The organism is Variovorax sp. JS1663 (assembly GCF_002157355.1).
Taxonomy (GTDB): domain Bacteria; phylum Pseudomonadota; class Gammaproteobacteria; order Burkholderiales; family Burkholderiaceae_C; genus Variovorax.
Genome location: NZ_LYMK01000006.1, coordinates 179,295 through 205,968 on the forward strand (window position 1 = coordinate 179,295; position 26,674 = coordinate 205,968).

The 26,674-nt window shown below is 66.8% G+C and carries 26 protein-coding genes; 12 read left to right on the forward strand and 14 right to left on the reverse strand.

What is annotated here, in order from left to right; genetic code table 11:
* Positions 1-59: 59 nt before the first annotated feature.
* The 3 genes from A8M77_RS07960 (at position 60) to groL (ending at position 3,685) form a co-directional block, all read left to right on the forward strand.
* Positions 60-1,484 carry a short-chain fatty acyl-CoA regulator family protein gene (locus A8M77_RS07960; protein WP_086921016.1) on the forward strand — a complete coding sequence of 475 codons (1,425 nt, stop codon included), beginning with the start codon at positions 60-62 and terminating at the stop codon, positions 1,482-1,484.
* Between the two features lie 169 nt (positions 1,485-1,653).
* Entirely contained in the window at positions 1,654-1,947 is a 294-nt protein-coding gene (groES, locus tag A8M77_RS07965) for a co-chaperone GroES (protein ID WP_086921017.1), read from the forward strand.
* Between the two features lie 85 nt (positions 1,948-2,032).
* Positions 2,033-3,685 carry a chaperonin GroEL gene (groL, locus tag A8M77_RS07970; RefSeq protein WP_086921018.1) on the forward strand — a complete coding sequence of 551 codons (1,653 nt, stop codon included), beginning with the start codon at positions 2,033-2,035 and terminating at the stop codon, positions 3,683-3,685.
* Between the two features lie 73 nt (positions 3,686-3,758).
* Here the strand turns inward: groL and A8M77_RS07975 are convergent, their stop codons facing one another.
* From A8M77_RS07975 to tal, 3 genes are all read right to left on the reverse strand, one after another.
* Positions 3,759-4,100, reverse strand: a complete 342-nt coding sequence (locus tag A8M77_RS07975; protein ID WP_086921019.1) for a DUF805 domain-containing protein — start codon at positions 4,098-4,100, stop codon at positions 3,759-3,761.
* A 76-nt stretch (positions 4,101-4,176) separates the two neighbouring features.
* A complete protein-coding gene (gene pgi, locus A8M77_RS07980) occupies positions 4,177-5,733 on the reverse strand; it encodes a glucose-6-phosphate isomerase (RefSeq protein WP_086921020.1) in 1,557 nt (518 codons plus the stop codon).
* Positions 5,730-6,683, reverse strand: coding sequence for a transaldolase (tal, locus tag A8M77_RS07985; RefSeq protein ID WP_086921021.1), 954 nt, complete (start codon positions 6,681-6,683; stop codon positions 5,730-5,732). Before tal ends, pgi begins: the two co-directional genes overlap by 4 nt.
* Positions 6,684-6,790: 107 nt before the next feature.
* Here tal and A8M77_RS07990 point away from each other — a divergent pair, with 107 nt between their 5' ends.
* A complete protein-coding gene (locus tag A8M77_RS07990) occupies positions 6,791-7,465 on the forward strand; it encodes a lipocalin family protein (RefSeq protein WP_086921022.1) in 675 nt (224 codons plus the stop codon).
* Here the strand turns inward: A8M77_RS07990 and A8M77_RS07995 are convergent.
* Positions 7,441-8,076 carry an HAD family hydrolase gene (locus A8M77_RS07995; RefSeq protein WP_086921023.1) on the reverse strand — a complete coding sequence of 212 codons (636 nt, stop codon included), beginning with the start codon at positions 8,074-8,076 and terminating at the stop codon, positions 7,441-7,443. The genes A8M77_RS07990 and A8M77_RS07995 overlap by 25 nt on opposite strands.
* Before the next feature lie 140 nt (positions 8,077-8,216).
* Between A8M77_RS07995 and zwf the strand changes: the two genes are divergently transcribed.
* Positions 8,217-9,686, forward strand: coding sequence for a glucose-6-phosphate dehydrogenase (gene zwf / locus A8M77_RS08000; RefSeq protein WP_086921024.1), 1,470 nt, complete (start codon positions 8,217-8,219; stop codon positions 9,684-9,686).
* A 17-nt stretch (positions 9,687-9,703) separates the two neighbouring features.
* On the opposite strand, the gene A8M77_RS08005 is transcribed toward zwf, so the two are convergent.
* The 8 genes from A8M77_RS08005 to A8M77_RS08040 form a co-directional block, all read right to left on the reverse strand.
* The gene (locus A8M77_RS08005) at positions 9,704-10,702 is read right to left on the reverse strand and encodes an ABC transporter ATP-binding protein (RefSeq protein WP_086921025.1); all 999 of its coding nucleotides are present in this window, start codon (positions 10,700-10,702) and stop codon (positions 9,704-9,706) included.
* A complete protein-coding gene (locus tag A8M77_RS08010; RefSeq protein ID WP_086921026.1) occupies positions 10,699-11,691 on the reverse strand; it encodes an ABC transporter ATP-binding protein in 993 nt (330 codons plus the stop codon). The genes A8M77_RS08005 and A8M77_RS08010 overlap by 4 nt, the downstream gene beginning before the upstream one ends.
* A 16-nt stretch (positions 11,692-11,707) precedes the next feature.
* Positions 11,708-12,619, reverse strand: coding sequence for an ABC transporter permease (locus A8M77_RS08015; RefSeq protein ID WP_086921027.1), 912 nt, complete (start codon positions 12,617-12,619; stop codon positions 11,708-11,710).
* 63 nt (positions 12,620-12,682) lie between these two features.
* A complete protein-coding gene (locus A8M77_RS08020; protein ID WP_086921028.1) occupies positions 12,683-14,272 on the reverse strand; it encodes an ABC transporter substrate-binding protein in 1,590 nt (529 codons plus the stop codon).
* A gap of 27 nt (positions 14,273-14,299) precedes the next feature.
* Entirely contained in the window at positions 14,300-15,553 is a 1,254-nt protein-coding gene (locus tag A8M77_RS08025) for a M20 aminoacylase family protein (RefSeq protein WP_086921029.1), read from the reverse strand.
* A complete protein-coding gene (locus tag A8M77_RS08030) occupies positions 15,553-16,533 on the reverse strand; it encodes an ABC transporter permease (protein WP_086921030.1) in 981 nt (326 codons plus the stop codon). The genes A8M77_RS08025 and A8M77_RS08030 overlap by 1 nt, the downstream gene beginning before the upstream one ends.
* 117 nt (positions 16,534-16,650) lie before the next feature.
* Positions 16,651-18,231 carry an ABC transporter substrate-binding protein gene (locus A8M77_RS08035; RefSeq protein ID WP_086921031.1) on the reverse strand — a complete coding sequence of 527 codons (1,581 nt, stop codon included), beginning with the start codon at positions 18,229-18,231 and terminating at the stop codon, positions 16,651-16,653.
* 183 nt (positions 18,232-18,414) lie between these two features.
* Entirely contained in the window at positions 18,415-19,659 is a 1,245-nt protein-coding gene (locus A8M77_RS08040; RefSeq protein ID WP_086921032.1) for a porin, read from the reverse strand.
* Between the two features lie 282 nt (positions 19,660-19,941).
* Between A8M77_RS08040 and coq7 the strand changes: the two genes are divergently transcribed.
* On the forward strand, positions 19,942-20,571 hold the full coding sequence (coq7, locus tag A8M77_RS08045) for a 2-polyprenyl-3-methyl-6-methoxy-1,4-benzoquinone monooxygenase (protein WP_086921033.1): 630 nt from the start codon (positions 19,942-19,944) through the stop codon (positions 20,569-20,571).
* A gap of 22 nt (positions 20,572-20,593) precedes the next feature.
* Here the strand turns inward: coq7 and A8M77_RS08050 are convergent, their stop codons facing one another.
* Positions 20,594-21,043: an OsmC family protein gene (locus tag A8M77_RS08050; RefSeq protein ID WP_086921034.1), complete on the reverse strand. Its 450-nt coding sequence runs from the start codon at positions 21,041-21,043 to the stop codon at positions 20,594-20,596.
* Between the two features lie 254 nt (positions 21,044-21,297).
* Between A8M77_RS08050 and ilvA the strand changes: the two genes are divergently transcribed.
* Positions 21,298-22,851 carry a threonine ammonia-lyase, biosynthetic gene (gene ilvA, locus A8M77_RS08055; protein ID WP_086921035.1) on the forward strand — a complete coding sequence of 518 codons (1,554 nt, stop codon included), beginning with the start codon at positions 21,298-21,300 and terminating at the stop codon, positions 22,849-22,851.
* 1 nt (position 22,852) lies between these two features.
* Here ilvA and A8M77_RS08060 read toward each other — a convergent pair whose 3' ends face one another.
* Complete coding sequence (locus tag A8M77_RS08060) at positions 22,853-23,374, reverse strand: type II secretion system protein N (RefSeq protein WP_086921036.1); 522 nt, start codon at positions 23,372-23,374, stop codon at positions 22,853-22,855.
* 62 nt (positions 23,375-23,436) lie between these two features.
* Between A8M77_RS08060 and gspG the strand changes: the two genes are divergently transcribed.
* The 5 genes from gspG (at position 23,437) to gspK (ending at position 26,508) form a co-directional block, all read left to right on the forward strand.
* Positions 23,437-23,877, forward strand: coding sequence for a type II secretion system major pseudopilin GspG (gspG, locus tag A8M77_RS08065; RefSeq protein ID WP_086921037.1), 441 nt, complete (start codon positions 23,437-23,439; stop codon positions 23,875-23,877).
* Positions 23,852-24,358: a pilus assembly FimT family protein gene (locus A8M77_RS08070; protein WP_086921038.1), complete on the forward strand. Its 507-nt coding sequence runs from the start codon at positions 23,852-23,854 to the stop codon at positions 24,356-24,358. The genes gspG and A8M77_RS08070 overlap by 26 nt, the downstream gene beginning before the upstream one ends.
* Before the next feature lie 61 nt (positions 24,359-24,419).
* Positions 24,420-24,785 (forward strand): type II secretion system minor pseudopilin GspI, encoded by a 366-nt coding sequence (gspI, locus tag A8M77_RS08075; RefSeq protein ID WP_086921039.1) that lies wholly within the window; start codon positions 24,420-24,422, stop codon positions 24,783-24,785.
* Positions 24,785-25,462 carry a prepilin-type N-terminal cleavage/methylation domain-containing protein gene (locus A8M77_RS08080; RefSeq protein WP_086921040.1) on the forward strand — a complete coding sequence of 226 codons (678 nt, stop codon included), beginning with the start codon at positions 24,785-24,787 and terminating at the stop codon, positions 25,460-25,462. The genes gspI and A8M77_RS08080 overlap by 1 nt, the downstream gene beginning before the upstream one ends.
* Positions 25,459-26,508, forward strand: coding sequence for a type II secretion system minor pseudopilin GspK (gene gspK, locus A8M77_RS08085; RefSeq protein ID WP_086921041.1), 1,050 nt, complete (start codon positions 25,459-25,461; stop codon positions 26,506-26,508). The genes A8M77_RS08080 and gspK overlap by 4 nt, the downstream gene beginning before the upstream one ends.
* Positions 26,509-26,674: the final 166 nt, after the last annotated feature.

Consider the following 26,674-nt stretch of genomic DNA (forward strand, 5'->3'; position numbering starts at 1 on the left):
AATTGGTCGAACCGACCAGGTGATCGAGCCGTGGCTCGCCGCCCTCCCGGGGCCGCGGCATGAAGAAGACATTCATGGGTGTGCGGCTGCGCAAACTGCGCGCCGAACGCGGCTTGTCGCAGGTCGCCCTCGCCAATGCCCTGGGCTTGTCGCCCAGCTACCTGAACCAGTTGGAGCAGAACCAGCGGCCGCTCACCGTGGCCGTGCTGCTCAGGATCCACCGGGCGCTGGGGGTCGACGTCCAGCAGTTCTCGGAGGACGAGGAGACGCGTCTCGTCGCCGGCCTGCGAGACGCGCTGGCGGACGCGCCCGAACCCGTCTCCCTGCCGGAGTTGCAGGAGATCGCCGCCCAGATGCCCGCGGTGGGGCGCGCGCTGATCGCGCTGCATCGGCGAAGCCTCGAGACGCAGGAGCAACTCGAAACGATGGCATTGCGCGTCGGGGACGGCCGCTCGGAACTGGTGGCCCCGCGCGCCATGCCGTTCGAGGTGGTGCGGGACTTCTTCTTTGCACACCAGAACCACTTCGACGAGATCGACCGCAGGGCCGAAGCACTGGCGGACGAGGCGCGCGTCAGCGGTGCAATGCTGGCCGAATGGCTCACTCAGCGGCTGCTGCAGCAGCACAGGGTGCGGGTCGTTCCATCCGGCGGCGAGCACGGCAAGCGCGCGTTCGACCCTGCCCAGCGCACGCTGCGGCTCTCGTCCGCGCTGGACCCGGCGCAGCAGGTCTTCCAGCTCGCCACGCAGCTCGCCCTGACGGAGCACGCCGCGTTGATCGACTCCCTGGTGGCGAAGCCTCCCCTCCAAGAGGATGCTTCTTCGCGGAAGCTGGCACGGATCGGGCTGGCCAACTACTTTGCGGGTGCGGTGCTGCTGCCGTACACCACCTTTCTTGCGGCCGCGGAGCGCCTGCGCTACGACATCGATCTGCTGAGCCAGCAGTTCGGCGTCGGCTTCGAGACCGTCTGTCACCGGCTCAGCACCTTGCAGCGGCCCGGTGCACCCGGCGTGCCCTTCTTCTTCGTGCGCGTGGATCGGGCCGGCAACATCTCCAAGCGGCAGTCGGCGACGCATTTCCACTTCAGCCGGACCGGCGGCACGTGTCCACTGTGGAACGTGTATGAAGCCTTCGCCCTTCCCGGGCAGATCCTGACCCAACTGGCGCGCATGCCCGACGGGCGCGCGTACCTCTGGATCGCCCGAACGGTCTCGAGCCGCCGAGGCGGTTACGGCGCCCCGCGACGGGTCTTCTCCATCGGCTTGGGATGCGACCTCAGGCATGCGCCGCGCCTCGTCTACTCCAAGGGACTGGACCTGCGCGACCCGGAAGTGGCCACGCCAATCGGGATGGGCTGCAAGGTCTGCGAGCGCGCCGACTGCCCGCAGCGCGCCTTTCCCTTCGTGGGCCGCAGGCTGGACGTGGACGAGAACCAGAGTCACGCCACCCCGTATGGGATGTCCAGCGGAGGATCGGCGTTGTGACGCACCCGATCCTGCGACGCCCATGCCACGCGGCCTTGAAAGCGTCAGATTTGCCCTTATGATTAGCACTCGCTGAAGAGGAGTGCTAACAGCCCCGCTTCCAGTGGCTGGACAGCCGGCACCCAGAGCCGGCGTCCAAACAAAACCCCGTTTCTATCCAGGAGATGCAATGAAACTTCGTCCTTTGGCCGATCGCGTGATCGTCAAGCGCATTGAAAGCGAAACCAAGACCGCCTCGGGCATCGTGATCCCCGACAACGCCGCCGAGAAGCCCGATCAGGGCGAGGTGCTGGCCGTCGGCCCGGGCAAGAAGAACGACAAGGGCGAACTGTCGGCCATGAGCGTCAAGGTCGGCGACCGCGTCCTGTTCGGCAAGTACAGCGGCCAGACCGTCAAGGTCGATGGCGACGAGCTGCTGGTCATGAAGGAAGACGACCTGTTCGCGGTCGTCGAAACGAAGTGATTTTGCGGGACAGACCAGGCGAGCGCGAAGCGATCGACTGCTCTGTCCCCAACTGACTAGATCCACATTTTTTCGGAGAAAACTCATGGCAGCAAAAGACGTAGTGTTCGGCGGCGAAGCCCGTGCACGCATGGTCGAAGGCGTGAACATCCTGGCCAACGCGGTCAAGGTGACCCTGGGCCCCAAGGGCCGCAACGTGGTGCTCGAGCGCTCCTTCGGCGCCCCCACCGTGACCAAGGACGGCGTGTCCGTGGCCAAGGAAATCGAGCTCAAGGACAAGCTCCAGAACATGGGCGCCCAGCTCGTGAAGGAAGTGGCGTCCAAGACTTCCGACAACGCCGGTGACGGCACCACCACCGCGACCGTGCTGGCCCAGGCCATCGTTCGCGAAGGCTTCAAGTACGTGGCCGCTGGCATCAATCCGATGGACCTGAAACGCGGCATCGACAAGGCCGTGACGGCCCTGGTCGAGGAGCTGAAGAAGGCCTCGAAGGCCACCACCACCTCCAAGGAAATCGCGCAGGTCGGCTCGATCTCGGCCAACAGCGACGAAACCATCGGCAAGATCATCGCCGACGCGATGGACAAGGTCGGCAAGGAAGGCGTGATCACCGTCGAGGACGGCAAGTCCCTCGACAGCGAGCTGGACGTCGTCGAAGGCATGCAGTTCGACCGCGGCTACCTGTCGCCCTACTTCATCAACAACCCCGAAAAGCAGAGCGCGATCCTCGAGAACCCGTTCGTGCTGCTGTTCGACAAGAAGATCAGCAACATCCGCGACCTGCTGCCCACGCTGGAGCAAGTGGCCAAGGCCGGCCGTCCGCTGCTGATCATTGCCGAGGAAGTCGAAGGCGAAGCCCTCGCGACCCTGGTGGTGAACACCATCCGCGGCATCCTGAAGGTCGTGGCCGTCAAGGCGCCTGGCTTCGGCGACCGCCGCAAGGCCATGCTGGAAGACATCGCCATCCTGACGGGCGGCAAGGTCATCGCCGAAGAAGTGGGCCTGACCCTCGAGAAGGTGACGCTGGCTGACCTCGGCCAGGCCAAGCGCATCGAAGTGGGCAAGGAAAACACCATCATCATCGACGGCGCCGGCGCCAATGGCGACATCGAAGCCCGCGTGAAGCAGATCCGCGTGCAGATCGAGGAAGCCACCAGCGACTACGACCGCGAGAAGCTGCAAGAGCGCGTGGCCAAGCTGGCCGGCGGCGTGGCGGTGATCAAGGTCGGTGCCGCGACGGAAGTCGAAATGAAGGAAAAGAAGGCCCGCGTCGAAGACGCCCTGCACGCCACCCGCGCGGCAGTGGAAGAAGGCGTGGTGGCCGGCGGCGGCGTGGCGCTGCTGCGTGCCAAGCAGGCCGTGGGCGACAAGCTCAAGGGCGACAACGTCGACCAGGACGCCGGCATCAAGCTGGTGCTCAAGGCCGTCGAATCGCCCCTGCGCGAGATCGTCTTCAACGCCGGCGGCGAAGCCAGCGTGGTGGTGAACAACGTGCTGGGCGGCAAGGGCAACTACGGCTTCAATGCGCAGAACGACACCTACGGCGACATGCTCGAGATGGGCATCCTGGACCCGACCAAGGTGACCCGTACCGCGCTGCAGAACGCCGCCTCGGTGGCCTCCCTGCTGCTGACGACCGAAGCCATGGTCGCCGAAGCGCCGAAGGACGACGCGCCTGCCGGCGGCGGCATGCCCGACATGGGTGGCATGGGTGGCATGGGCGGCATGGGCATGTAAGCAGCCCGGCCTCCGGCCAATAAAAAACCCGCGGTTCGCACCGCGGGTTTTTTTATGGGGTACGCAAAGGGCTTCAGGCAGCGGTGGCGAGCGGCGGCGCCCCGTACTCGTTGCTCTCCGCCTGGCTGGGCTGCACGGTGAAGTAGAGCAGCACCAGGTTGACCAGCGGGATCAACCCCAGCAGCAACCACCAGCCGCTCTTGCCGATGTCGTGCAGGCGGCGCGCGCCGGCCGACAGCAGCGGCAGCAGGAAGGCGAGGATGACGAGGCCATAGACCACCTCGTGAATGAGGCCGGCCACGATCGCGACGATCACGTAGGCCAGCACGAACCACCAATACTCGGACCGCGAGGCGCGGCCGGTGAAGTCCACGTACTTGCTGAAGCAGGTCTTGACGGCTTCTTGAAAATTCATCGAATAACTCCTCTTGATAGTCCCACGGGAAAGCTCCCGCGGCCATCATAAAGGGCCCTTCGCCGCCTTTTGATGACTACCGCAGACGCGTCAGCAACCCGGCGGTGGAGGCATCCAGCCCGGCGGTATCACCTGAGGCGAGGCGCGGCTCGATGTCCTTGGCCAGCACCTTGCCCAGTTCCACGCCCCACTGGTCGAAGCTGTTGATGCCCCACAGCGCGCCGCTGGTGAACACCCGGTGTTCGTACATCGCGAGGAAAGCACCCAGCGTTTCGGGGTCGAGCCGGTCGAAGACGAAGAAGCTGCTGGGCCGGTTGCCGGGGAAGTTGCGGTGGCCGCCCGCATCCGGCTTGCCGACCATCAGCGCCTGCGCCTGCGCGAGCGCATTGGCCAGCAGCTTGGGATGGTGGCCCTCCAGGTCGTGCGCGGCCTCGCGCACGGCGATGAACTCCAGCGGGATCACGTCCGTGCCCTGGTGCAGCATCTGGAAGTAGGCGTGCTGGCCGTTGGTGCCTGGCTCGCCCCAGAGCACCGGCGAGGTGCCCAGCGGCAATGCGGCACCGCTGGCATCGACCTGCTTGCCGTTGCTCTCCATCTCCAGCTGCTGCAGGTAGGCCGGCAGGCGCTGCAGGGCGCTGTGGTAGGGCGCGATGCCGCGGCTGGTGAAGCGGTGGAAGTTGCGGTACCAGACGTCGAGCAGGCCGAGCCGCACCGGCAGGTTCTGTTCCAGCGGCGCGCTGCGGAAATGCTCGTCCATCGCATGGGCACCGGCCAGCAGGCGGCGGAAGCCCTCCGCGCCGATGGCCAGCGCAATCGGCAGCCCGATGGACGACCACAGCGAATAGCGCCCGCCCACCCAATCCCAGAAGCCGAAGGTGGTCTCGACGCCGAAGGCGCGCGCCGCCTCCACGTTGGTCGTGAGCGCGGCGAAGTGATGGGCGATGTCGACGTTGCCCGACTGCTCGAACCAGCGCTTGGCCGAGTGGGCGTTGGCCATGGTCTCGGCTGTGGTGAAGGTCTTGGAGGCGACCAGGAACAGCGTGTGCTCGGGCGCCAGGCTGCGCAGCACGCCGGCCAGCTCGTGGCCGTCGACGTTGGAGACGAAATGGAAGCGCTTGCCCGGTGCCGCATAGGCCTCGAGGGCGCGCACCACCATCTGCGGCCCCAGGTCGGAGCCGCCGATGCCGATGTTGACCACGTCGGTGATGGTGTGGTCGGCGCGCACCTGCTCGGCGTAGGCCAGCATGGCGTCCAGCGTGGCATGCACATCAGCCTGCGCGCCCGCCAGCGACGGCGGCACCGCCATGCCGGCCGGCGCCCGCAGCAGGGTGTGAAGCACGGCCCGGTCCTCGGTCGCGTTGATGTGCTCGCCCGCGAACATCGCGTCGCGATGGGCTTCGAGGCCGGTCTCGCGCGCCAGCGCCAGCAGCAGCTCCTCGGTCTTCGCGTCGACCAGGTTCTTGGACAGGTCGGCGAAAAGGTGCGGGGCCGACTGGCTGAAGGCGCCGAAGCGCTGGGGATCGGCCGCAAAGGCCTGGCGCAGATCGAAGCTGCGGCCGGCGGCCTCGTAGTGGGCCTGCAGGCGACCCCAGGCCGTGGTGCGGTCGCAGCGTGTCCGGGTGCTGGTACTCATTCGACCTCCTGCATCAGCCTTTCGAGCTTGACCGCATCGGCCGCGAAGGCGCGGATGCCCTCGGCCAGCTTCTCGGTCGCCATGGCGTCCTCGTTGAGGGCGAAGCGGAAGGCCGATTCGTCCAGCACGAGCTGGGGGATGTCGAGCGACTGCGCGGCGTCGGCGTCCAGCGCATGCGCGAGCGGGGCCTCGCTGGCGGCCAGCTCACCCAGCAGTTCGGGACTGATGGTCAGCAGATCGCAGCCGGCCAGGGCGGCGATCTGGCCCACGTTGCGGAAGCTCGCGCCCATTACCTCGGTCTGGATGCCATGCTTCTTGTAGTAGTCGAAGATCTGGCGGACCGACTTCACGCCCGGGTCGTTGGCGCCCGCGCTGGCGGTCTCGTCCCAGGCACTGCCGGCAGCCTTCTTGTACCAGTCGTAGATGCGGCCGACGAAGGGCGAGATCAGCTTGACACCGGCAGCGCCGCACGCCACCGCCTGGGCGAAGGAGAACAGCAGCGTGAGGTTGGTGTGGATGCCTTTGCGCTCCAGCTGGCGCGCGGCCTCGATGCCCTCCCAGGTGGAAGCGATCTTGATCAGCACCCGCTGGCCGACGTCGATGTCGGCGTCGCGGTAGAGCGCCACGATGCGCTCGGCGCGCGCGATGGTGGCGGCCGTGTCGAAGCTCAGGCGCGCATCCACCTCGGTCGAGACGCGGCCCGGGATGAGCGAGAGGATCTCGGTGCCGAAGCGCACCAGCAGCCGGTCGATGACCTCGTCGGTGGGCAGGTTGCCGTGCTTCTTCACCGCCTCGTCGAGCAGTGGTCGGTACTCGGCCTTCTGCACCGCCTTGAGGATGAGCGAGGGATTGGTGGTCGCGTCCTGGGGCTTGAACTGGGCCAGTTGGCGGAAATCACCGGTATCGGCCACCACGGTGGTCCACTGTCGGAGAGCATCGAGTTGGTTCATCCGGCCATTATCCCGCCGCAAAACTACAGTTCATGTGGTCCCCGACTGACGGGCGGCGGCGCAGCCCCGAGCTACGGTCCAGCTTTGTCCAGCCTGAAGGAGTGCCCATGTCTTCTCGCAGCCAAGCGCCCGCGCCGGGGCCCAGGGTCGTTTTCGACGATCGCGTCCACAGCGCGTCCATCGGCACCCTGGCCACGGCCTTTTGTGTGGGCGGCCTGCTGACGCTTCTGGCTTTCGAGACCTTGCGCGCCTCGCGCAACGGCCGCCTGGCGGGGCCGGCCGACGGCGCCCCGCTGATGCGGGCACCGCTCCAGGTAGTAGCGCCGGTCGACCTTCACCGCTACGTGGGCCTGTGGCACGAGCAGGCGCGCATGCCCAACCGCTTCGAGAAGCGCTGTGCAGGGCCGGCGACGGCCGAGTACGCGCTGCTGGAGGATGGCACGCTGGAGGTGCGCAACCGCTGCATCCTGCCGGACGGCGGCTTCGACGAATCGGTCGGCGTCGCACGTACCGCGCCGGTCGCGGGTCAGCCTGGGGCTGGCCGGCTGGAGGTGTGCTTCGCGCCGGCCTGGCTGCGCTGGCTGCCTGCCGCGTGGGGCGACTACTGGATCCTCAAGCTCGACCGCGACTACCAGGTGGCCCTGGTCGGAACCCCGGACCGCCGGTACCTGTGGGTGCTGTCGCGTGTCCCTCGCCTGGACGACGCCACGCTGGAAGCCGAGTTGGCCTATGCGGGCTCGCTGGGCTTCGACGTGGCTCAGGTCGAACGCACCGGGAGATAGGCCGCAAGCTGAGCCGGTAGCGCGCTCGGCGCCGTGCAGTGGATGGCCTGCCAGCCAAGCGCCTGCGCGGCCTTGACGTTGGGCGCGGAATCGTCGATGAACACCGTCTCCTCGGGCCGGAGCTGGTAGCGCGTCGCCAGCAACTCATAGATCTCGGGCTGCGGCTTGAGCAGGCGCACGTCGCCCGAGAAGATTCCGCCATCGAACCAGCGGAAGAAGGCGTGGCGCTCCTCGAGCACGCGCGCGTAGGCGACCGACATGTTGGAGAGGTAGTACAGCCGCAGCGCCTCGCCCTGGTCGCGGCGCGCGCGCAGCTGGCCCAGCAACTCGACCGTGACCGCGATGGGCTCCAGGCGCTCGCCCAGCGGCGCCAGCGTCGCGTGAAGCCGCGCCTCGGGTAGAGAGAGGCGCAAGGCCATGCGCCCGATCGCGTCTTCCAGGGTGTGGGTGCCGCGGTCGAAGCCCAGCCAGTCCTCGTGATGAAACATCTCGCGCACCAGCGCATGCGCGGCCTGCGCAGTCGGCGTGTGCGGGGCCAGCGCCGCGTGCACCAGCGACACCGGCTCCCAGTTCAGGAGCACCGCTCCCAGGTCGAAGACCACGTTCTTCATGTCGGTCGATCAAAAAAGAAAGGTCCCCACGGACCGCTTTGGAGGAGCTTAAGCGAAGTCGCCGAAGCGACAGGCTCCGTTACCATTCGCAGGCGGACCGCGCGCAAGACACCATCACGACTCCAACACGGGTTTCATCCATGAGTTTCGACCTCGTCCTCTTTGGCGGCACCGGCGACCTGGCATGGCGCAAGCTGATGCCGGCGCTGTTCCAGGCCTTCCGCCACGGCAGCCTGCCTGAAGACGGCCGCATCATCGGCGTGGCGCGCGACGATCTGACCGACGATGCCTATCGCGAGCTGATCCAGTCGCGCTTCGCCGCGGTCGAGGGTGCCAAACGGCCCACCCCCGAGGAGTTCAAGAAGTTCGCCTCGATGCTCTACTACCTGCGCATGGACCTGTCCAGGCCGGATGACTACGCAAAACTGGCAACGCTGATCCAGGGCCGCGACGCGAGCACGGTGGTGATGTACCTCGCCACCGCGCCGGCCCTCTTCACCCAGGTGGTGGAGCAGATCGCCGCCGCCGGCCTCAACGGGCCGAAGACGCGCGTGGTGCTGGAAAAGCCGCTGGGCCACGACCTGGCCTCGAACCGGGCCATCAACAAGGCGGTGTGCCGGGTGCTGGCCGAGCACCAGGTGTTCCGCATCGACCACTACCTGGGCAAGCCCTCGGTGCAGAACCTGTTCGCGATGCGCTTCGGCAACGCGCTGTTCGAGCCGATCTGGCGCCGCGAGCACATCGCCAGCATCGAGATCACCATCGCCGAGGACCTGGGCGTCGAGAAGCGCGGCGCCTTCTACGACCAGACCGGCGCGCTGCGCGACATGGTGCAGAACCACGCGCTGCAACTGGTCTGCGCGCTCGGCATGGAGCCGCCGATCAATGCCCACGCGGACGCGATCCGCGACGAGAAGCTCAAGGTGCTGCGCGCGCTCAAGCCCTGGACCTCGGAATCCATCGGGCTGCATGCGATCCGCGGGCAGTACAGCGCCGGCACCGCCTACGGCGAGCGCGTGCAGGGTTACCGCGACGAGCCGGGCGTCAACCCCGACAGCCGCACCGAGACCTTCGTCGCCCTGCGCACCGAGATCGCCAACTGGCGCTGGGCCGGGGTGCCGCTGTACATCCGCACCGGCAAGCGGCTGGCCTCGCGCGACGCCCGCATCGAGGTCAACTTCAAGCCGACGCCGCACGCGATCTTCCGCGCGCCGACCGGCGCGTTCAACAAGCTGGTGATCAACCTGCAGCCCAAGGACGGACTGGAGCTGCACATGCTGGCCCAGGCACAGGACAGCCGCCAGCGCAACGGCAACCGCCGTGCCGGCCCTCAGCTGGCGCCGGTGCAGCTGGACCTGGATTTCGACAAGCGCTTCGGTTCCGAGCGCGTGGGCGCGTACGAGCGGCTGCTGCTGGATGTGATCGACGGACGGCTCAATCTGTTCGTGCGCAGCGACGAGCAGGAGGAAGCCTGGCGCTGGGTCGAGCCGCTGATCGACAGCTGGGCCTCGGATGGCGCGCCGCGGCCCTATGCGGCCGGCACCTGGGGGCCGAGCGCGTCGAGCGCGATGATCGCGCGCGACGGCTTCGCCTGGAGCGAGGAGCAGTAGCCGCGCAAGGGCCGCCGCTAGATCCGCCCTTCCTCGACCGCATGGCAGGCCACCTGCACGCCGCGCAGCATCTGCAGCGGCGGCCGCTCGGCCTTGCAGCGCGCATTGGCATGCGGACAGCGCGGATGGAAGGTGCAGCCCGTTGGCGGATTCAGCGGGTTGGGCACTTCCCCCTGCACCGGCGTGCGCGCCTCGCCCGCGTGCTTCATCTTCGGAATGGCCTCCAGCAGCATGCGGGTGTACGGGTGCTGCGGCGCCTCGAAGAGCTTCGCCTTGTCGGCCACCTCCACCAGCCGCCCCAGGTACATGACGCCCACCTGGTCGGCCACGTGGCGCACCACCGCCAGGTTGTGGGAAATGAACAGGTAGGTCAGCCCGCGCTCGCGCTGCAGGTCCTTCATGATGTTGAGGACCTGGGCCTGCACGCTGACGTCCAGCGCCGAGGTGGGCTCGTCGCACACCAGGAACTCGGGCTGGGTGGCCAGGGCCCGGGCGATGGAGATGCGCTGGCGCTGGCCGCCGGAGAACTGGTGCGGGTACTTGGCCATGTCCAGCGGGCTCAGGCCGACGGACTGCAGCAGTTCGCCGACACGGGCGCGCAACGCTGGGCCTTCCTGGAGGATCTCATGCTCGCGCAGGGGCTCGCCGACGATGTCCCGGACCAGCCAGCGCGGGTTGAGGCTGGCGTAGGGGTCCTGGAAGATCATCTGGATGCGCCGGCGCAACTTGCGGCCCTCAGGAGCCTTGAAGGCGGCATGGGCATCCTGGCCGTCGAAGTGCATGCCGCCGCGGGTGGGCTCGTACAGGCCGACCAGCAGGCGCGCGACAGTGCTCTTGCCGCAGCCGGATTCACCGACGAGGGCGAGCGTCTTGCCGCGCTCGATGGAGAAGCTCACGCCGTCGACGGCATGCAACAGCAGGCGGGGCTTGCGCTCGAGGACGCGGTTGAGCCAGGGCGGCGAGACGTCGAAGACCTTGGCGAGGTCGTTTGCCTGGACCAGTGCTGCACCGTTCATGCGGCGATCCCGTCGATGGGCGACCGGCTGTGCGCGTCGTGCAGCCAGCACGCGGCCCGCGTCGCCCCGGCATTCAGCAGGTCCGGCCGCTCGACCAGGCAGCGGTCGAAGACGCGTGGGCAACGCGGGTTGTAGGCGCAGCCGCGCGGGATGGCGTTCAGGCGCGGCATGGCGCCGTCGATCTGGTTGAGGCGCTCTCGGTCCATCGTCATGTCGGGGATGGCGGCCATCAGGCCCGAGGTGTAGGGATGGGCGGGCTGGTGGATGACTTCCTGCACCGGGCCGATCTCGGCGATGCGGCCGGCGTACATCACCGCCACGCGGTCGCAGGTCTCGGCGATCACGCCCATGTCGTGGGTGATGAGCATCACGGCCGCGCCGCGTTCCTTGCAGATGCGCTTGAGCAGCGTGATGATCTGCGCCTGGATCGAGACGTCCAGCGCGGTGGTCGGCTCGTCGGCCACGATCAGCTTGGGCTCGGCCGCCAGCGCCAGGGCGATCACCACCCGCTGGCGCATCCCGCCGGAGAACTGGTGTGGGTAGTGGTCGATGCGCTGGTCGGCGCCGGGAATGCCGGTGTCCTGCAGCAGGCCGATGGCGCGCCGGCGGGCTTCGTCCTCGCTCACCGGCAGATGGGTGCGAATGGTCTCGGTCAGTTGCCGGCCGATGGTGTAGAGCGGATTGAGCGAGGTCAGCGGGTCCTGGAAGATCGCGCCGATCTTGCGCCCGCGGATGTGGCGCATGGCCTCGTGGCCCAGGTTGTCGATGCGCTGGCCCTCCAGCAGGATGCGGCCGCTGGCGACGCGCCCGGGCGGCTCCAGCAGGCCGATGATGGCGGCGCCCGTCAGCGACTTGCCCGCGCCCGATTCGCCGACCACGCCGAGGATCTCGCCCGGCGCGATCTCGAAGCTGATGTCGTCCAGCGCGCGCAGCGTGCCGCGCCGGTGCGGGAACTCGACCACCAGGTTCTGGACTTGCAGAAGACTCATTCGTGGGCTCCCGTTTTCAGCGCAGCCGCGGATTGAGCGCGTCGCGCAGCCAGTCGCCCAGCAGGTTCACGCTCAGCGCGATCAGGATCAGCATCAGCCCCGGGAAGACGGTGATCCACCATTCGCCCGAGAACAGATAGTCGTTGCCGACCCGAATCAGCGTGCCCAGCGAGGGCGAGGTGGGCGGCACGCCCACTCCCAGGAAGGACAGTGTGGCCTCGGTGATGATCGCGGTTGCCACCTGGATGGTGGCCAGCACCAGCACCGGACCCAGCACGTTGGGCAGCACGTGGCGGCGCATGATGCGCAAGGGCGAGACGCCGGTCACGCGCGCGGCCTGCACGTATTCCTTGTTGCGCTCCACCAGCGTCGAGCCGCGCACCGTGCGCGCGTACTGCACCCAGCCGGTCAGTGAGATCGAAAGGATCAGCACGCCGAAGGCCACCGTGTCGTGCGCGTTCGGGAACAGCGCGCGCCCGACGCCGGCGATCAGCAGCGCGACCAGGATGGGCGGGAAGGAGAGCATCACGTCGCACACGCGCATGAGGAAAGCATCGAGCCAGCCGCCCCAGAAGCCAGCCAGAAGGCCCAGCATCACGCCTACCAGCACGGACAACACCACCGAGACCAGGCCCACGACCAGCGAGATGCGCGCGCCGTAGATCAGGGCGGACAGGATGTCGCGGCCCTGGTCGTCGGTGCCCAGCAGGTACTTGGTCGTGCCCTCGGCCTCCCAGGCCGGCGGCAGGCGTGCATCGCCGAGCTCGAGCGCGGCGAGGTCGAAGGGGTTGTGCGGCGACACCCATCCGGCGAAGACCGAACAGAAGACGCAGACGAAGGCGATCGCGGCCGCGATGATGGCGACCGGCGAGGTGCGGAAACTGTGGCCGACGTCGCTGTCGAGCCAGCGAGCCAATACTTTTTTCATCGAGGGAGAACCTGAAAAGCGGGCCTGCATTGCAGGCCCGCGGGATCATGCGCCGTCAAGCCCTCAGGGCTTGGCGGGCCCCTGGATGCTCATCCACTTGAAGGGCATGAAGTTGTCGGCCCGCTGCGTCAGCGCGACCTTCTTGCTCACGCCCCAGGCCAGCGACTGCTGGTGCAGCGGCAGGTGCCCGATGTCGTCGGCGTGGATCGTGAAGGCTTCCTTGATCATCGCCATGCGCTCGGCCTTGTCGGTGCTGGACTTGATCTTGCCGATCAGGTCGTCGAGCTTGGGATTGCAGTAGGAGCCGAGGTTGAACTGGCCGTCACCCGTCTTGTCGTCGGGGCAGCGCATCAGTGCATCGAGCGCGTTGTGCGAGTCATAGGTGGTCGGCGTCCAGCCGAGCAGGTAGAAGCTCGTGTCGCGGCGCAGGATCTTGGGGAAATAGGTGCCCTTGGTTTCGGCCGCGAGATTGATCTTCACGCCGATGCGCGCGAGGTTCGCCGCCACGCTCTGGCAGATCTGGCCGTCGTTCACGTAGCGGTCGTTCGGGCAGTTCATCGTGACCTCGAAGCCGTTCGGATAGCCGGCATCGGCCAGCAGCTTCTTGGCACCCTCCACGTCGTAGGGCAGGCGCTTGTCCTGCTCGGCGGTCCAGCCGTTGACGCCGGGGCCGACCATCAGCGCGGTGGGCCGCGAGGCGCCGCGCATCACGGTGCGCTGGATCGCGGCGATGTCGATGGCCTGGTAGAAGGCCTGGCGCACGCGCTTGTCCTTGAAGGGGTTCTTGCCCTTGACGCCCGAGTACAGCAGTTCGTCGCGCTTCTGGTCCATGCCCAGGAAGATGGTGCGCAGCTCGGGGCCGACCACCACCTGCGCATTCGGGCTGCCATTGATGCGCGCGATGTCCTGCACTGGCACCGGCTCCATCACATCGATCTCGCCAGACATCAGCGCCGCCACGCGCGTCGCCGAATTGGCGATGGGAGTGAAGATCACCTCCTGCACGTTGCCGTCGATCTTGCCCCAGTAGGTCGGGTTGCGGACGAACACCGTGCGCACGTTAGGCTGGCGCTCGCGCACACGGAAAGGGCCGGTGCCGTTGGCCTTGAACGAGGCGGTGTTCTCGATGCCCTTGCGGCGATCGACCGGCTTCTCGGCCTTGTTCTCCTCGCACCACTTCTTGCTCATGATCGCGAGGTCCGACAGCACGTCGGGCAGGATCGGGAACGGGCCCTTGGTTTCGATGTCCACCGCGTGATCGTTGACCTTGCGCACCTCCTTGATGTCGTTCACCTTGGCCTTCACATCCGAGCCGTCGCCGGCGGCGCGCGCGATGCTGAAGAGGACGTCATCGGCGGTGAATGGCGTGCCATCGTGGAACTTGACGTTCTTGCGCAGTTCGAAGCGCCACACCGTCGGCGAGGTCTGCCGCCACGAGGTGGCAAGCGACGGCGCGAGGCTCAGGTCCTTGTTGCGATCGGTGAGCGCATCGTACGCGTTGAGGTCGACGGACAGTTGCAGCAACTCGTTGAGCGAGTGCGGGTCGAGCGACAACGCATCCCCCTGATTGGCGATCCGGATGGTCTGCGCGCCAGCCGACAGGCCCAGCACACACAGAACGGCCGTCGCGGCCAGTTTTCTACTCAGGTTCATGGAGGCACTCCTCGGGTTGGAATAGGGTCATGAAGCCGCCGGCACGGCCACGCTTTTGGCGGGCCGCTCGGCGGCATTCAGGGGCATGCCCTGCTCGATCAGGCCGGCATGCAGGGCGGCACCGAGCGGCAAGATCTCGTCGTTGAAGTCGTAGCGGCTGTTGTGCAGGAAGGCGCCGCCACGGGCGTCCTGGCCGATGCGCAGGTAGGCGCCGGCCTTCTTCTGCAGCATGAAGGAGAAATCCTCCGCGCCCATGCTCGGCTCCATGTTGCGCTCGACGTTGTGCGCGCCGACGAGGGACTGCGCCACGTCGCCGGCAAACATCGCCTCGGGCGAGGTGTTGATGGTGGCGGGGTAGATGCGCTCGAACTTCACCTTGGCGGTGGCGCCGAAACCCGCGGCGACCGCGGCGCAGAGTTCTCCGAGCCGCTGCTCCACCTGCGCCTGCACGCGGGTGCTGAAGGTGCGCACGGTGCCCACCAGGGTCGCCTTGCCGGGCACCACGCTCATCGCGCCGAGATCGCCGGCCTGCACCGCGCAGATGCTGATCACGGCCGCGTCGATGGGCCGCACATTGCGCGAGACGATGCTCTGAACGGCAGTGATGATGTGGGCCGATACCAGGACCGGGTCGATGGTGAGGTAGGCGTGCGCGCCATGGCCACCCTTGCCCTCGATCTCGATGGTCACCCGGTCGGCCGCTGCCATCATCGCGCCGCGGTTGATGCCCACCGTGCCGGCGGGCAGGCCGGGCCAGTTGTGCATGGCGTAGACGGCGTTGACCGGGAAGCGGGCGAACAGGCCGTCCTCGATCATGGCCTTGGCGCCAGCGAAGCCCTCCTCGCCCGGCTGGAAGATGAGGACCGCGGTGCCATCGAAATCGCGGGTCTCGGCGAGGTAGCGGGCGGCGCCGACCAGCATGGCCGTATGGCCGTCATGGCCGCAACCGTGCATCAGGCCCTTCTTCGAGGAACGCCAGGCGAAGTCGTTTTCCTCGCACATCGGCAGCGCATCCATGTCGGCGCGCAGGCCGATCATGCGGCCACTGGCGGTAGAGCGTCCGCGGATGATGCCGACCACGCCGGTCCTGCCGATGCCCGGATGGATCTCGTCGACGCCGCAGGCGCGCAGCGACTCCTGCACTCTCCCCGAGGTGTAGATCTCCTCGAAGCCGAGCTCCGGGTGCGCATGCAGATCGCGGCGAAAGGCGGTGATCTCGGGATGGAAGCGGGCGATGTGCGCGAAGGCCCGGCCCGAAGCCTGGAAGCGGGGAGCGTCCATCAGTGGCCTCCCGCCTTGCCGATGCGCAGCCGTGGATCGACCACGAAATAGAGCAGGTCCACCACCAGGTTGATGACCACGAAGATCAGCGCGATCAGGCACAGGTAGGCGGCCATCACGGGAATGTCGGCGAAGGTCACGGCCTGGATGAAGAGCAGGCCCATGCCGGGCCACTGGAACACCGATTCGGTGATGATGGCAAAGGCGATCAGGCCGCCCAGCTGCAGGCCGGTGATGGTCATGACCGGGACCAGCGTGTTCTTGAGCGCATGCCCGAAATGGATGACGCGGTCGGACAGGCCGCGGGCGCGGGCGAACTTGATGTAGTCGGTGCGCAGCACCTCCAGCATCTCGGCGCGCACCAGCCGCATGATCAGGGTGAGTTGAAAGATGGCGAGCGTCACCGCCGGCAGCACGATGTGATGCCAGCCGTCGGCGCGCAGCAGGCCGGTGCTCCACCAGCCCAGCTGCACGGTGTCGCCACGGCCGAAACTGGGGAACCAGCCCAGCAGCACGGCGAAAACCAGGATCAGCAGGATCCCGATCAGGAAGGTGGGCAGCGACACGCCGAGCAGCGAGACGGTCATGAACACCTGGCTGAGGAAAGTGCCGCGCCGCAGCGCCGTGTAGACCCCCATGGGGATGCCGATCAGGAGGGCGAGCAAGGCAGCCACCAGCGCCAGCTCGAGCGTCGCCGGGAAGCGTTCGCCGATCAACCGCGAGACCTTGGCGCCCTGGCGCAGGCTCAGGCCGAACTCGCCTTGCGAGGCGTTGACCAGGAAATGCCAGAACTGGACGAAGAAGGGCTTGTCGAGACCGAGGCCGCTGCGCAGCTCGCGGATCTGCTCGGGGGTCGCATCCTGCCCGAGCAAGAAGACGACCGGGTCGCCCACGTACTGGAACAGGAGAAAAGCGATGAAGGCGACCGCGACCATGACGATCACGGCCTGGATCAGGCGGCGCAGGACGAAAGCAATCATTCAGCAGAGCACGTGTTCAACGATGCTAGCAGAGCAAACCGCATGCCCGGGAGGTGGTTCCCCGGGTTGCGGTCTGCTCGTGGCCCAGCAGGAAACAGGGCGGATTCCGAAGGCGGATCAGTTCACCTTGATGAGGCGCCAGTCGAGCCGGTTGTCGGCCCGGTGCACCACCTCGATGTTCTTCTTCATCGCCCACGGAATGATCTGGTTGTGCAGCGGGATGTGCGAAACGTCGTCGTTTTGCAACTGTAGGGCTTCGGTCAGCAGCCGGTCGCGCACCGGAATGTCGGTCTCGGTCTTCACCCGATCGACGATCTGATCCATCTTCGGATTGCTGTAGCGCCCGACGTTGTAGTTGCCGTCGCCGCCGCTGCCCACCGAGCGCGTGAGCGACTGCAGGCTGTAGAGCGCATCGAAGGTCGGCACACCCCAGCCGAGCATGTAGATGCTGGCTTCGAAGCGCTGGATCATCGGGAAGTAGGTCACCAGCGGCAGCGTGCGCAGCTTGGCCTTCACGCCGACGCGGGCCCACATCGCGGTAACTGCCTGGCAGATCTCCTCGTCATTGATGTAGCGGTTGTTGGGGCAGGCGAAATCCACTTCGAAGCCGCTGGCATAGCCGGCGTCCGCCAGCAGCTTCTTGGCTGCTTCCGGATCGTAGGGATGGCGTTTGTGCACACCCTCGGTCCAGCCGTTGACCTGCGGGGCCACCAGGGCGCCGGTGGGCTGGCTCAGGCCGCGCATGGTCACGCGGCTCAGGCTTGCGATGTCGATCGACTGGTAGAGCGCCTTGCGGACGCGCTGGTCCTTCAATGGATTCTTGCCCTTGACGTTGGAGCCGGGGAGCTCGTCGCGGAACTGGTCCATGCCGAAGAAGATGGTGCGGTTCTCGATGCCGTCGATGACCTTCAGGTTGCCGCTCTGGCGCAGACGCCCCAGATCCTGCGGACTGGGGTCGAGCACGAAGTCGACCTCGCCGGACAGCAGCGCCGCCGCGCGCGTGGCTTCCTGCTTGATCGGGGTGTAGACGATCTCGGTCACGTTCGAATCGATCTTGCCCCAGTAGTGCGGATTCTTGACCAGCACCAGGCGCTGGTCCGGCTGCCACTCCTTGACCATGTAGGGACCGGTGCCCATCGCATTGCGGTGGGCGTAGCTTTCCTCGGGCGTCTTGATGTCCTTGGGCTCGACGGACTTGTTCTTCTCCGCCCAGGCCTTGCTCATGATGCGCAACTCGGTCAGCTGGTTCAGCAGCACCGGATTGGGCCCCTTGAGAAGGATGTCGACGGTGTTCTCGTCGACCTTGACCACCTTGTCGATGCCCTGGGCGTAGACCGCGTAGTTGGAGGTCTTGGCCATCGAGCGCGTCAACGAATACACGACATCATCCGCCGTGAGCGTCGAGCCGTCGCTGAACTTGACACCGCTGCGAAGAGTGAAGCGCACCTGGGTCGGCGAGACGTTCTTCCAACTGCTCGCCAGCTGGGCCTCGGGCTTGAAGGTCTTGCTGTTGTAGTAGACCAACGAGTCATAGACGGCGGCATGCACGCCGTTGCCGAGCGCATTGTTCTGCGAGTGGACGTCGAGCGTGGGAATATCGCTGGCACTCGACCATTTGAACGTCTTGGCATGCAGCACCGGCGTCGACAAAGCGGCGACGGCGATGGCAACAGGAATCAGCGCGCGCGTAGAGACCATGGTTAACCTTTGTCACAAGTCAAAAAGCGGACTATGCAACAGGCGCGCCAGCTTGCTACGGGGAAGAACGCTGACCCAAGGGATATCCCTGTTCGCGAAAGCCCGGAAAAGAAAAAAGCCGCCCGACTTTCGTCGGGCGGCTTTCAATAACTTCCCATCAAGCTGGCTTGCGCCAGCCTCAGATCAGAAAGCGTGACGGATACCGAAGTCGTAGCCGGTAGAGGTCTTCGGCGTGAAGGTCTGGCCGCCGAAGCCGGTCACGAACGACGGGCCACCCACGGTCAGGTTGGCGCCGTTCTTGTTGCGGACGCGAGCCACCGTCGCGTACAGGGCCGTACGCTTCGACAGGTTGTGCACGTAGCCGATCGCGAACTTGTTGGCCTTCGGATCAGCGGTGTTGCCGAACAGCGTGAACGGCGCGTTCAGGTCGTACTTGACGTGCGAGTACGAAGCACGGATCAGGCCGGGACCAACGGGCACGGTCACGCCGAGCAGGTAGCCCTTCAGATCGATGTCGGTGGTGGGCGTGAAGAAGATGGCTTCGTTGTCGACTTCGTTCTTGGCCTTCGAGTATTCACCGAAGAGCTTCACGACGCCGAAGTCGTAAGAAGCACCCAGGTTGAAGGTCTTGACGTTGGTCGTCGTGCCGGCGAAGAAGTTGTCACCGATGGTGCTCTGACCATAAGAGGCAGCCACGTCCAGCGGGCCGTTGGCGTAGCCGAAGCGGCCACCGACGTAACGGCCGGTACGCTGGGTGTTCAGCGCGGTCGGGGTCACGGTGCCCGGATCGTACTTGTCACGCTCGTGGAAACCGTACATCACCTGACCATAGAAGCCACCGAGGTTCGGGGGCAGGAAGTAGCCGATGGTGTTGCTGGCGCGAACGTAGTTGCTGCCGGTCACGTTGGTGAAGCCAGGAACGCTGGTCGTCGCACCGCCTTGCCAAGCACCGAACGAAGAGTTCGCGGTGCTGATCAGGTTGGTGCCAACGCCGTTGGTGCCGAACGGGTCGAACACGGTGTCGTTCCAGAACGTCGGGGTGTAGTCACGGCCCAGACGGATTTCACCGAAACCACCCGACAGGCTCACGGTCGAGCGACGAGCGAAAGTCGCAACGCCTTGTTGGCCGTCGTCGTTGGAGATCGGAGCTTCGAGCCAGAAGCTGGCGGCGAGGCCACCACCCAGGTCTTCCGTGCCACGGAAGCCCAGACGGCTGGAGTTGTAGCCCGAGTTCGACAGCACGGTGCGCTTCACCTTGATGCTGTCGACATAGCCCAGCGGGGGGACCAGGAAGAAGTTCGAGTTATCCGATTTGTTCGAGTAGCCGCTGACAGCAGCGTCAACCACGCCGAACAGCGTGACCGACGACTGAGCCGAGGCAACACCGGCAACAGCCAGGGCAGCCAGAGCAACTAGAGATTTTTTCATTGCAAGTTTCTCCAAGGTTAAACATAGGGCTCCGGTGCGAAGGGCTCACCGTGACTGGCACTTCTGTGCTCCTACCGGACCCCGGGCCAACCTCCTTTTGGGAAGTTGTCGCTATTGCACCAGAGGCGCTTCGTCTGGGCAAAACAATTCGGCTTAAAACCGGGGCGGGTCCGCCGTTTCGTTGCAGCAGTGCAACAAAGCTTAGGGTGGGTGCGAAATCTCACGATGCAAAACAAGACCAGTTCGACGGAAGATGCGGGGGATATCGGTTCCAATGACCCCATGAACCCCTCGCTCGAAGCTTTGTTGGGCGCCGCGGATGCGGCCCTGCGGACCCTTTTTGCCAAGCCCCATGGGACCCGCGCGCTGCCGCCGCCGGCGACCCCTGGCGGCAAGATCAGCGAACCCGAGCGCCGGGAAGCAGGTGCACTGATGCGGGTGAACCACGTCGGGGAGGTCTGCGCCCAAGCTTTGTATACAGCACAGGCGGCCGTTGCCCGGGATCCAAAGCTGCGGGCCCACTTCAGCGAGGCCGCGCGTGAGGAGACCGATCATCTCGCCTGGACCCGACAGCGGCTCGACGAACTGGGTGCCCATCCTTCCATGCTCAATCCGCTCTGGTATCTGGGTGCGTTCGGGCTGGGCCTCGTGGCCGGCCGCCTCGGCGATCCATTGAGCCTTGGCTTCGTGGCGGAAACCGAGCGCCAGGTCGAAGCTCATCTGGATGGGCACCTGGACCGCCTTCCCGCAGCCGACACAGCCTCGCGGGCCGTGGTCGCCCAGATGAAGCTGGACGAGGCAAGGCATGCAGCGCAGGCCTGGAGCGCCGGCGCCCAGGAACTACCGGCACCGGCCAAGGCGTTGATGCGCCTGGCCTCCCGCGTGATGACAACGGTCGCTCACCGCATCTGAGCAGTCGACCGGGTCTCGCAGCTCAGATCTCGACGAGATCGAAGCTGGTCGTGATCTTGGCCGTCTTGCCCAGCATGACGCTGGCCGAGCAATAGGTTTCGTGGCTGAGTGCGATCGCACGCTCGACGGCGGCGGCCGGAATCCCCTTGCCCTTCACGGTGAAATGCATATGGATGCTTGTGAAGACCTTGGGATCCTTTTGCGCCCGCTCGCTGGTCAGCTTGACGCTGACGCCCTCGACCTGGTGGCGGCCGCGCTTGAGGATCAGCACCACGTCATAGGCCGTACAGCCGCCGGTGCCGGCCAAGACGGTTTCCATCGGCCGGGCCGCCAGGTTCTGCCCGCCGTTCTCGGGCTTCGCCGCATCAGGCGCGCCATCCATCATCAGGACATGGCCGCTGCCGGTCTCCGCGACGAAGCCCATTGCCGATCGCGCCCCCGTGCCGCCCGTCCAGCTCACTGTGCATTCCATTCCTAAGAAGCTCCAGAAGTCGTGACGCAACGTAAAAATCACGCCAGCGTCGATTTGTGTGTGGGGAAAGTGTCACTTCCTTGTTGCATCGCAGCAAAGAGTCGGTATACTTTATTTCATCGCACACGATGTCGTGTGCACAGGTTGTCTCCTCCACCCTCCCAATTGGTGGATTTAGCCCCGGATCGCAAGGTCCGGGGCTTTTTTCTTGTCGCCGCCTGTCGACTGGATGGCAGGCCTATGATCGCGGCCCTATGTCCACGCCGCCCGCACCGCTCTCCCCTGCCGATTACCTGAAGAAGATCCTCACGGCCCGCGTCTACGACGTCGCAGTGGAATCCGCGCTGGAGCCTGCCCAGGCCCTGAGCGCACGGCTGAACAACACGGTGCTGCTCAAGCGCGAGGACCAGCAGCCCGTCTTCAGCTTCAAGCTGCGCGGGGCCTACAACAAGATGGCGCACCTGGACCCCGAGCAGCTCGCCCGGGGCGTGATCTGCGCCTCGGCCGGCAACCATGCCCAGGGCGTGGCGCTCAGCGCACGCAAGCTGGGTACGCGGGCCGTGGTGGTGATGCCCGTGACGACGCCGCAGCTCAAGATCGACGCGGTCCGCGCGCTCGGTGGCGAGGTCCAGTTGCACGGTGACAGCTATTCCGACGCCTATGGCTATGCGCTGGAACAGCAGCGCCTGCACGGCCTGAGCTTCGTCCACCCCTTCGACGACCCCGACGTGATCGCCGGCCAGGGCACGATCGCGATGGAGCTCTTGCGCCAGCATCAGGGCCCGCTCGACGCCGTGTTCGTCGCCATCGGCGGCGGCGGCCTGATCTCTGGCGTGGCCAACTACATCAAGGCCGTGCGGCCCGAGATCAAGGTGATCGGCGTGCAGATGAACGATTCCGACGCGATGATGCGCTCGGTCGCCGCCAGGGAGCGCGTGACGCTGCCCGATGTCGGCCTGTTCTCCGACGGCACCGCGGTCAAGCTGGTCGGCGAGGAGACCTTCCGGATCTCGCGCGAGCTGGTGGACGAATTCATCACCGTCGACACCGACGCCGTGTGCGCCGGCATCAAGGACGTCTTCATCGACACCCGCAGCATCGTCGAACCCGCCGGCGCGCTGGCGGTGGCAGCCATCAAGCAGTACGTCGAGACGCACGGCACGCGGGGCCAGACCTACGCGGCCATTCTCTGCGGTGCCAACATGAACTTCGACCGGCTGCGCTTCGTGGCCGAACGCGCCGAGGTGGGCGAGGAGCGCGAGGCCCTGTTCGCGGTCACCATCCCGGAGGAGCGCGGCAGCTTCCGCCGCTTCTGCGAGCTGGTCGGACAGCTGCCGGGCGCCTCGCGCAGCGTGACCGAATTCAACTACCGCATCAGCGATGCGAAGGAAGCCCACGTCTTCGTGGGCCTGACCACCCAGACCCGAGGTGAGTCGAAGACCATCACCGAAACCTTCGTGGCGCATGGCTACGGCGCCATCGACCTCACGCACAACGAGCTGGCCAAGGAGCACATCCGCCACCTCGTCGGCGGCCGCAGCGGCCTCGCCCACGATGAGCGACTGCTGCGCTTCGTATTCCCTGAGCGGCCGGGGGCACTGCTCAAGTTCCTGAGCCTGATGCGGCCCACCTGGAACATCAGCCTCTTCCACTACCGCAACCAGGGCGCCGACTACGGCCGCATCCTGGTGGGGCTACAGGTGCCGGCGGCCGACCATGCCGCCTTCGACGAATTCCTGCGGACGCTGGACTACCCCTTCGTGGAAGAAACCGGCAACCCTGTCTACCGGCTCTTCCTCCAGGCCTGATTCAGCGCGCCAGCGGCGGCGCGACCACCGGTGGTGGCGCGGACAAGGCGGCCGGCGGCGGCGCATTCACGGCCAACGGGCGCGTCGGCAATTGCAGGGTGAATGCGGGCGTTGCATCGACGCTCGCACCCAACGATGCGGCCCGGAGGTCCAGCGAATGCAGCACATAGCCATCGGCCACCCGCGCTCCGACGCGGAAGGGGCGTGCTGGCTGGCCATCGACGGCGATCAGGGCCGCGCCCTGCTGATCGGCGTCGGCAACCACGCCGAGCAGTTGGAAGCGGCTCGCCGCTTCGGGCGTTGCCACCACGGTGGCCTGGCCCTGCACCACACCCAGCATCTGCGCCACCGCTGCCGGATCCACCGCCGCGGCGCCGTTGCTGCTGAGCGCCGGCGGTGCGACGGCATCGGTCGGCGACGCCATACGCAGGCCCCAGAACACGACGCTCGCGGCGGCCAGCGCCCACAGGACGGTCGTCGCGGTGGCCGAGGGCCAGCGGGCAGGCGCATAGGAAGCTGACATGGGGCAGGATTATCATTCAGCGAAGACGGCAACGCCGTGTCACACACCTCTCTCCCCACTCCATGTCTTTTTTCCAACGCCCCTTCGCACGCGCCGTGCAGCGCGGCTTCACGCTGATCGAGCTGATGGTCGTGCTGGTCATCATCGGCGTGCTCGCCGCGCTGATCGTCCCGAACGTGATCGAGCGTGCCGACGATGCACGCGTGACCGCGGCACGGACGGACGTCAACAACCTGATGCAGGCACTCAAGCTCTACCGCCTGGACAACCAGCGCTATCCGACTGCCGATCAGGGGCTGCAGGCCCTGCTCACCCGCCCCACGACCGGCCCGGCGGCCCCCAACTGGAAGCCCTACGTCGAGAAGCTGCCCAACGACCCGTGGGGCCGCCCGTACCAGTACCTCAACCCGGGCCTGAAGGGCGAGATCGACGTGTTCTCCTTCGGCCCCGACGGCCAGCCCGGCGGCGAGGGCAAGAATGCCGACATCGGCAGTTGGCAATAGGCGCGGCGCTTCCGTCTTCGATGGCAGCAGCCGCCGCCATCGCGGCGGGTTCACCCTGATCGAACTGCTGGTCGTGATCGCGATCATCGCGCTGGCCACTGCCGGCGTCGGCCTCGCGCTGCGCGACGCGGGCCAGGAAACCCTCGACCGGGAAGCGGAGCGCCTCTCCGCCGTACTCGAAGCGGCGCGTGCCCAGTCGCGCGCCAGCGGCATCGCTGTGCGCTGGCGCCCCACCGCACAGGGCCCCGGCAACTTCGTCTTCGATGGGCTGCAGCCCGGCACGCTGCCGACCTCGTGGCTGTCCGAGGGCATCACGGCCCAACCGCTGGCAGCCGACGGCTCGGCGGTGGCGGCGCTGCAACTGGGCCCCGAGCCGATCATCGCCGCGCAGCAGGTGCTGCTGAGCTCGGAAGGCCCGCCGGCACGCAGCCTGCGCATCGCGACCGATGGCCTGAAGCCCTTTGCGGTGGTCGCGCCATGAGCCGCCGCCCGGCCGCTCCGAAGGGTGCTCGTACCGCAGCGCGCAGCGCGGAGGTTGCCTTATGAAACGCGGCGGCCAGCACGGCTTCACCCTGATCGAGGTGCTGGTCGCGCTGGGCATCATCGCGATCGCGCTGGCCGCGGGAACCCAGGCCACCAACGCGCTCACGCGCAACGGACAGCGGCAGTCGGACCTCCTGCTGGCCCAGCTCTGCGCCGAGAACGAGCTGATCAAGGCCCGCCTTGCGCGCCAGATGCCGGCCATCGGCGATGCAGGGTCGATCTGCACCCAGGCCAACACCAGCTTCGGCGTCACCGTTTCGACCGCCCCTACGCTGAATCCGAACTTCCGCCGCGTCGACGTGCAGGTGCGCGATGCGGGCGAGGCACCGTTGCTGCGCCTGTCTACCGTCGTGGGCCGCTTCTGATGAAAGCCCCTCGCCGCGCCCGCGGCTTCACGCTGATCGAACTCATGGTGGCGGTCGCGGTGATGGCGCTGCTCGCCCTCGTGAGCTGGCGCGGCCTCGACGGCATGGCGCGTGCCCAGGCACAGAACCGCGAGCGCGGCGATGCCGTGCTCGCGCTGCAGGCGACACTGTTGCAATGGACGGCCGATCTCGACGCCATCACCGTCCTGTCGCAGACCCGTGCCCTGGACTGGGATGGCCGCACGCTGCGCCTGACGCGACGCAGCACCGACACCGCCCAGCCGATGGTCTACGTGGTCGCCTGGACCCAGCGCGCCGATGCAGGCGGCGTCGTGCGCTGGTTCCGCTGGCAGTCGCCAGGCCTCACGACGCGGCCGGCGTGGCAGCAGGCCTGGGACCGCGCCGCGGCCTGGGCGCAGGACGGAAGCGGCAGCAGCAACAGCAACGAACTGCGCGGCACGGAGCTCGGCCTGATGCCGCTGGACAGTTGGCAGCTCCTCTACTACCGCAACGACGCCTGGAGCCCCGCGGTTGGCGCCGAAGCGCTCACGACCAGCACGCAACTGCCGGACGGAGTGCGCCTGGTGCTGAGCCTGCCGCCGGGACCGGCGCTCGCCGGCCTGATCACCCGCGACTGGGTCCGCCCCACCGCCGCCGTGGCCAAGACCACGTCATGAAGCAGCCGCCCCGCATCACCCGACGACGGCACCGCGGCGCGGCATTGCTGACCGCCATGCTGACCGTGACACTGGTCGCGACCCTTGCCGCGGCTGCGCTCTGGCAGCAATGGCGCGCGGTCGAGATCGAGGCGGCCGAGCGCGCCCGCGTGCAGTCGGCCTGGGTGCTGATCGGCGCGCTCGACTGGTCGCGCCTGATCCTGCGCGAGGACGCGCGCGCGGGCGGCGCGTCCGCCGGCGCGGACCATCTCGCCGAGCCCTGGGCCATCCCGCTGGAAGAAGCCAAGCTGTCGAGCTTTCTCGCGGCCGACAAGAACATCGCCAGCGACGCGATGGAGGGTTTGCCGGAGGCCTTCCTCGCAGGCCGCATCACCGATGCCCAGTCCAAGCTCAACGTGATGAGCCTGGTGTCCAACGGGGCCCCGGTGCCGGCGGCGGTCGCCGCCTTCACCAAGCTGTTCGAGCTGCTGGGCCTGCCTGTGCAGGAAGTGCCCGTCCTGGTGGCCCAGTTGCGCCGCGCCCTGCCGGCGGCGACGGCTACGGCGGGAGGCGGCTCAGGGGGAGCATCCGGCGGGGGCACCCAAACGCCGATTCAGCAGACCGAAAGCACGACAGGCGCGCCCTTGCTGCCCCAGCGGACATCCCAGTTGGTCTGGCTCGGGCTCTCGCCCTCGACAGTGACGGCGCTGGAGCCGTACGTCACGATCCTTCCTGAAACCACGCCGCTCAATATCAACACCGCAAGCGCCGAAGCCCTCGCCGCCAGCCTGCCCCCGCTCGACCTGGCGACCGCCAAGCGCCTTATCGCCCTGCGCGCCCGCAAGCACTTCAGCACGCTCCCGGAGGCAAACCGGGAACTCCCGCAGGGGGTCGAATTCGGCGCCCAGCACAGCGTGGCGACCCGCTATTTCGAAGTCGTGGGTCGCCTGCGGCTGGACCGGACCTGGGTCGAGGAGCATTCGCTGCTGCAGCGCGACGGCATCGAGCTGCGCATCCTGTGGCGCGAACGTGGCGCCGGCACCACGTCGACGCCACCGAAATCTTGAAGCCGAAACCTTTGGTCACGCTTATCGGATAAAACGCATTGGAGCGCCCACGCCACGTGCCGAAGACGCTATCAAGTTTGTAGCGATGATGTAAACCATCCACCTACAATGGCGACCCCTTATCGACCCCCATGGCCCTGCTGCTCGTCACCGCCCCCCTCCCACC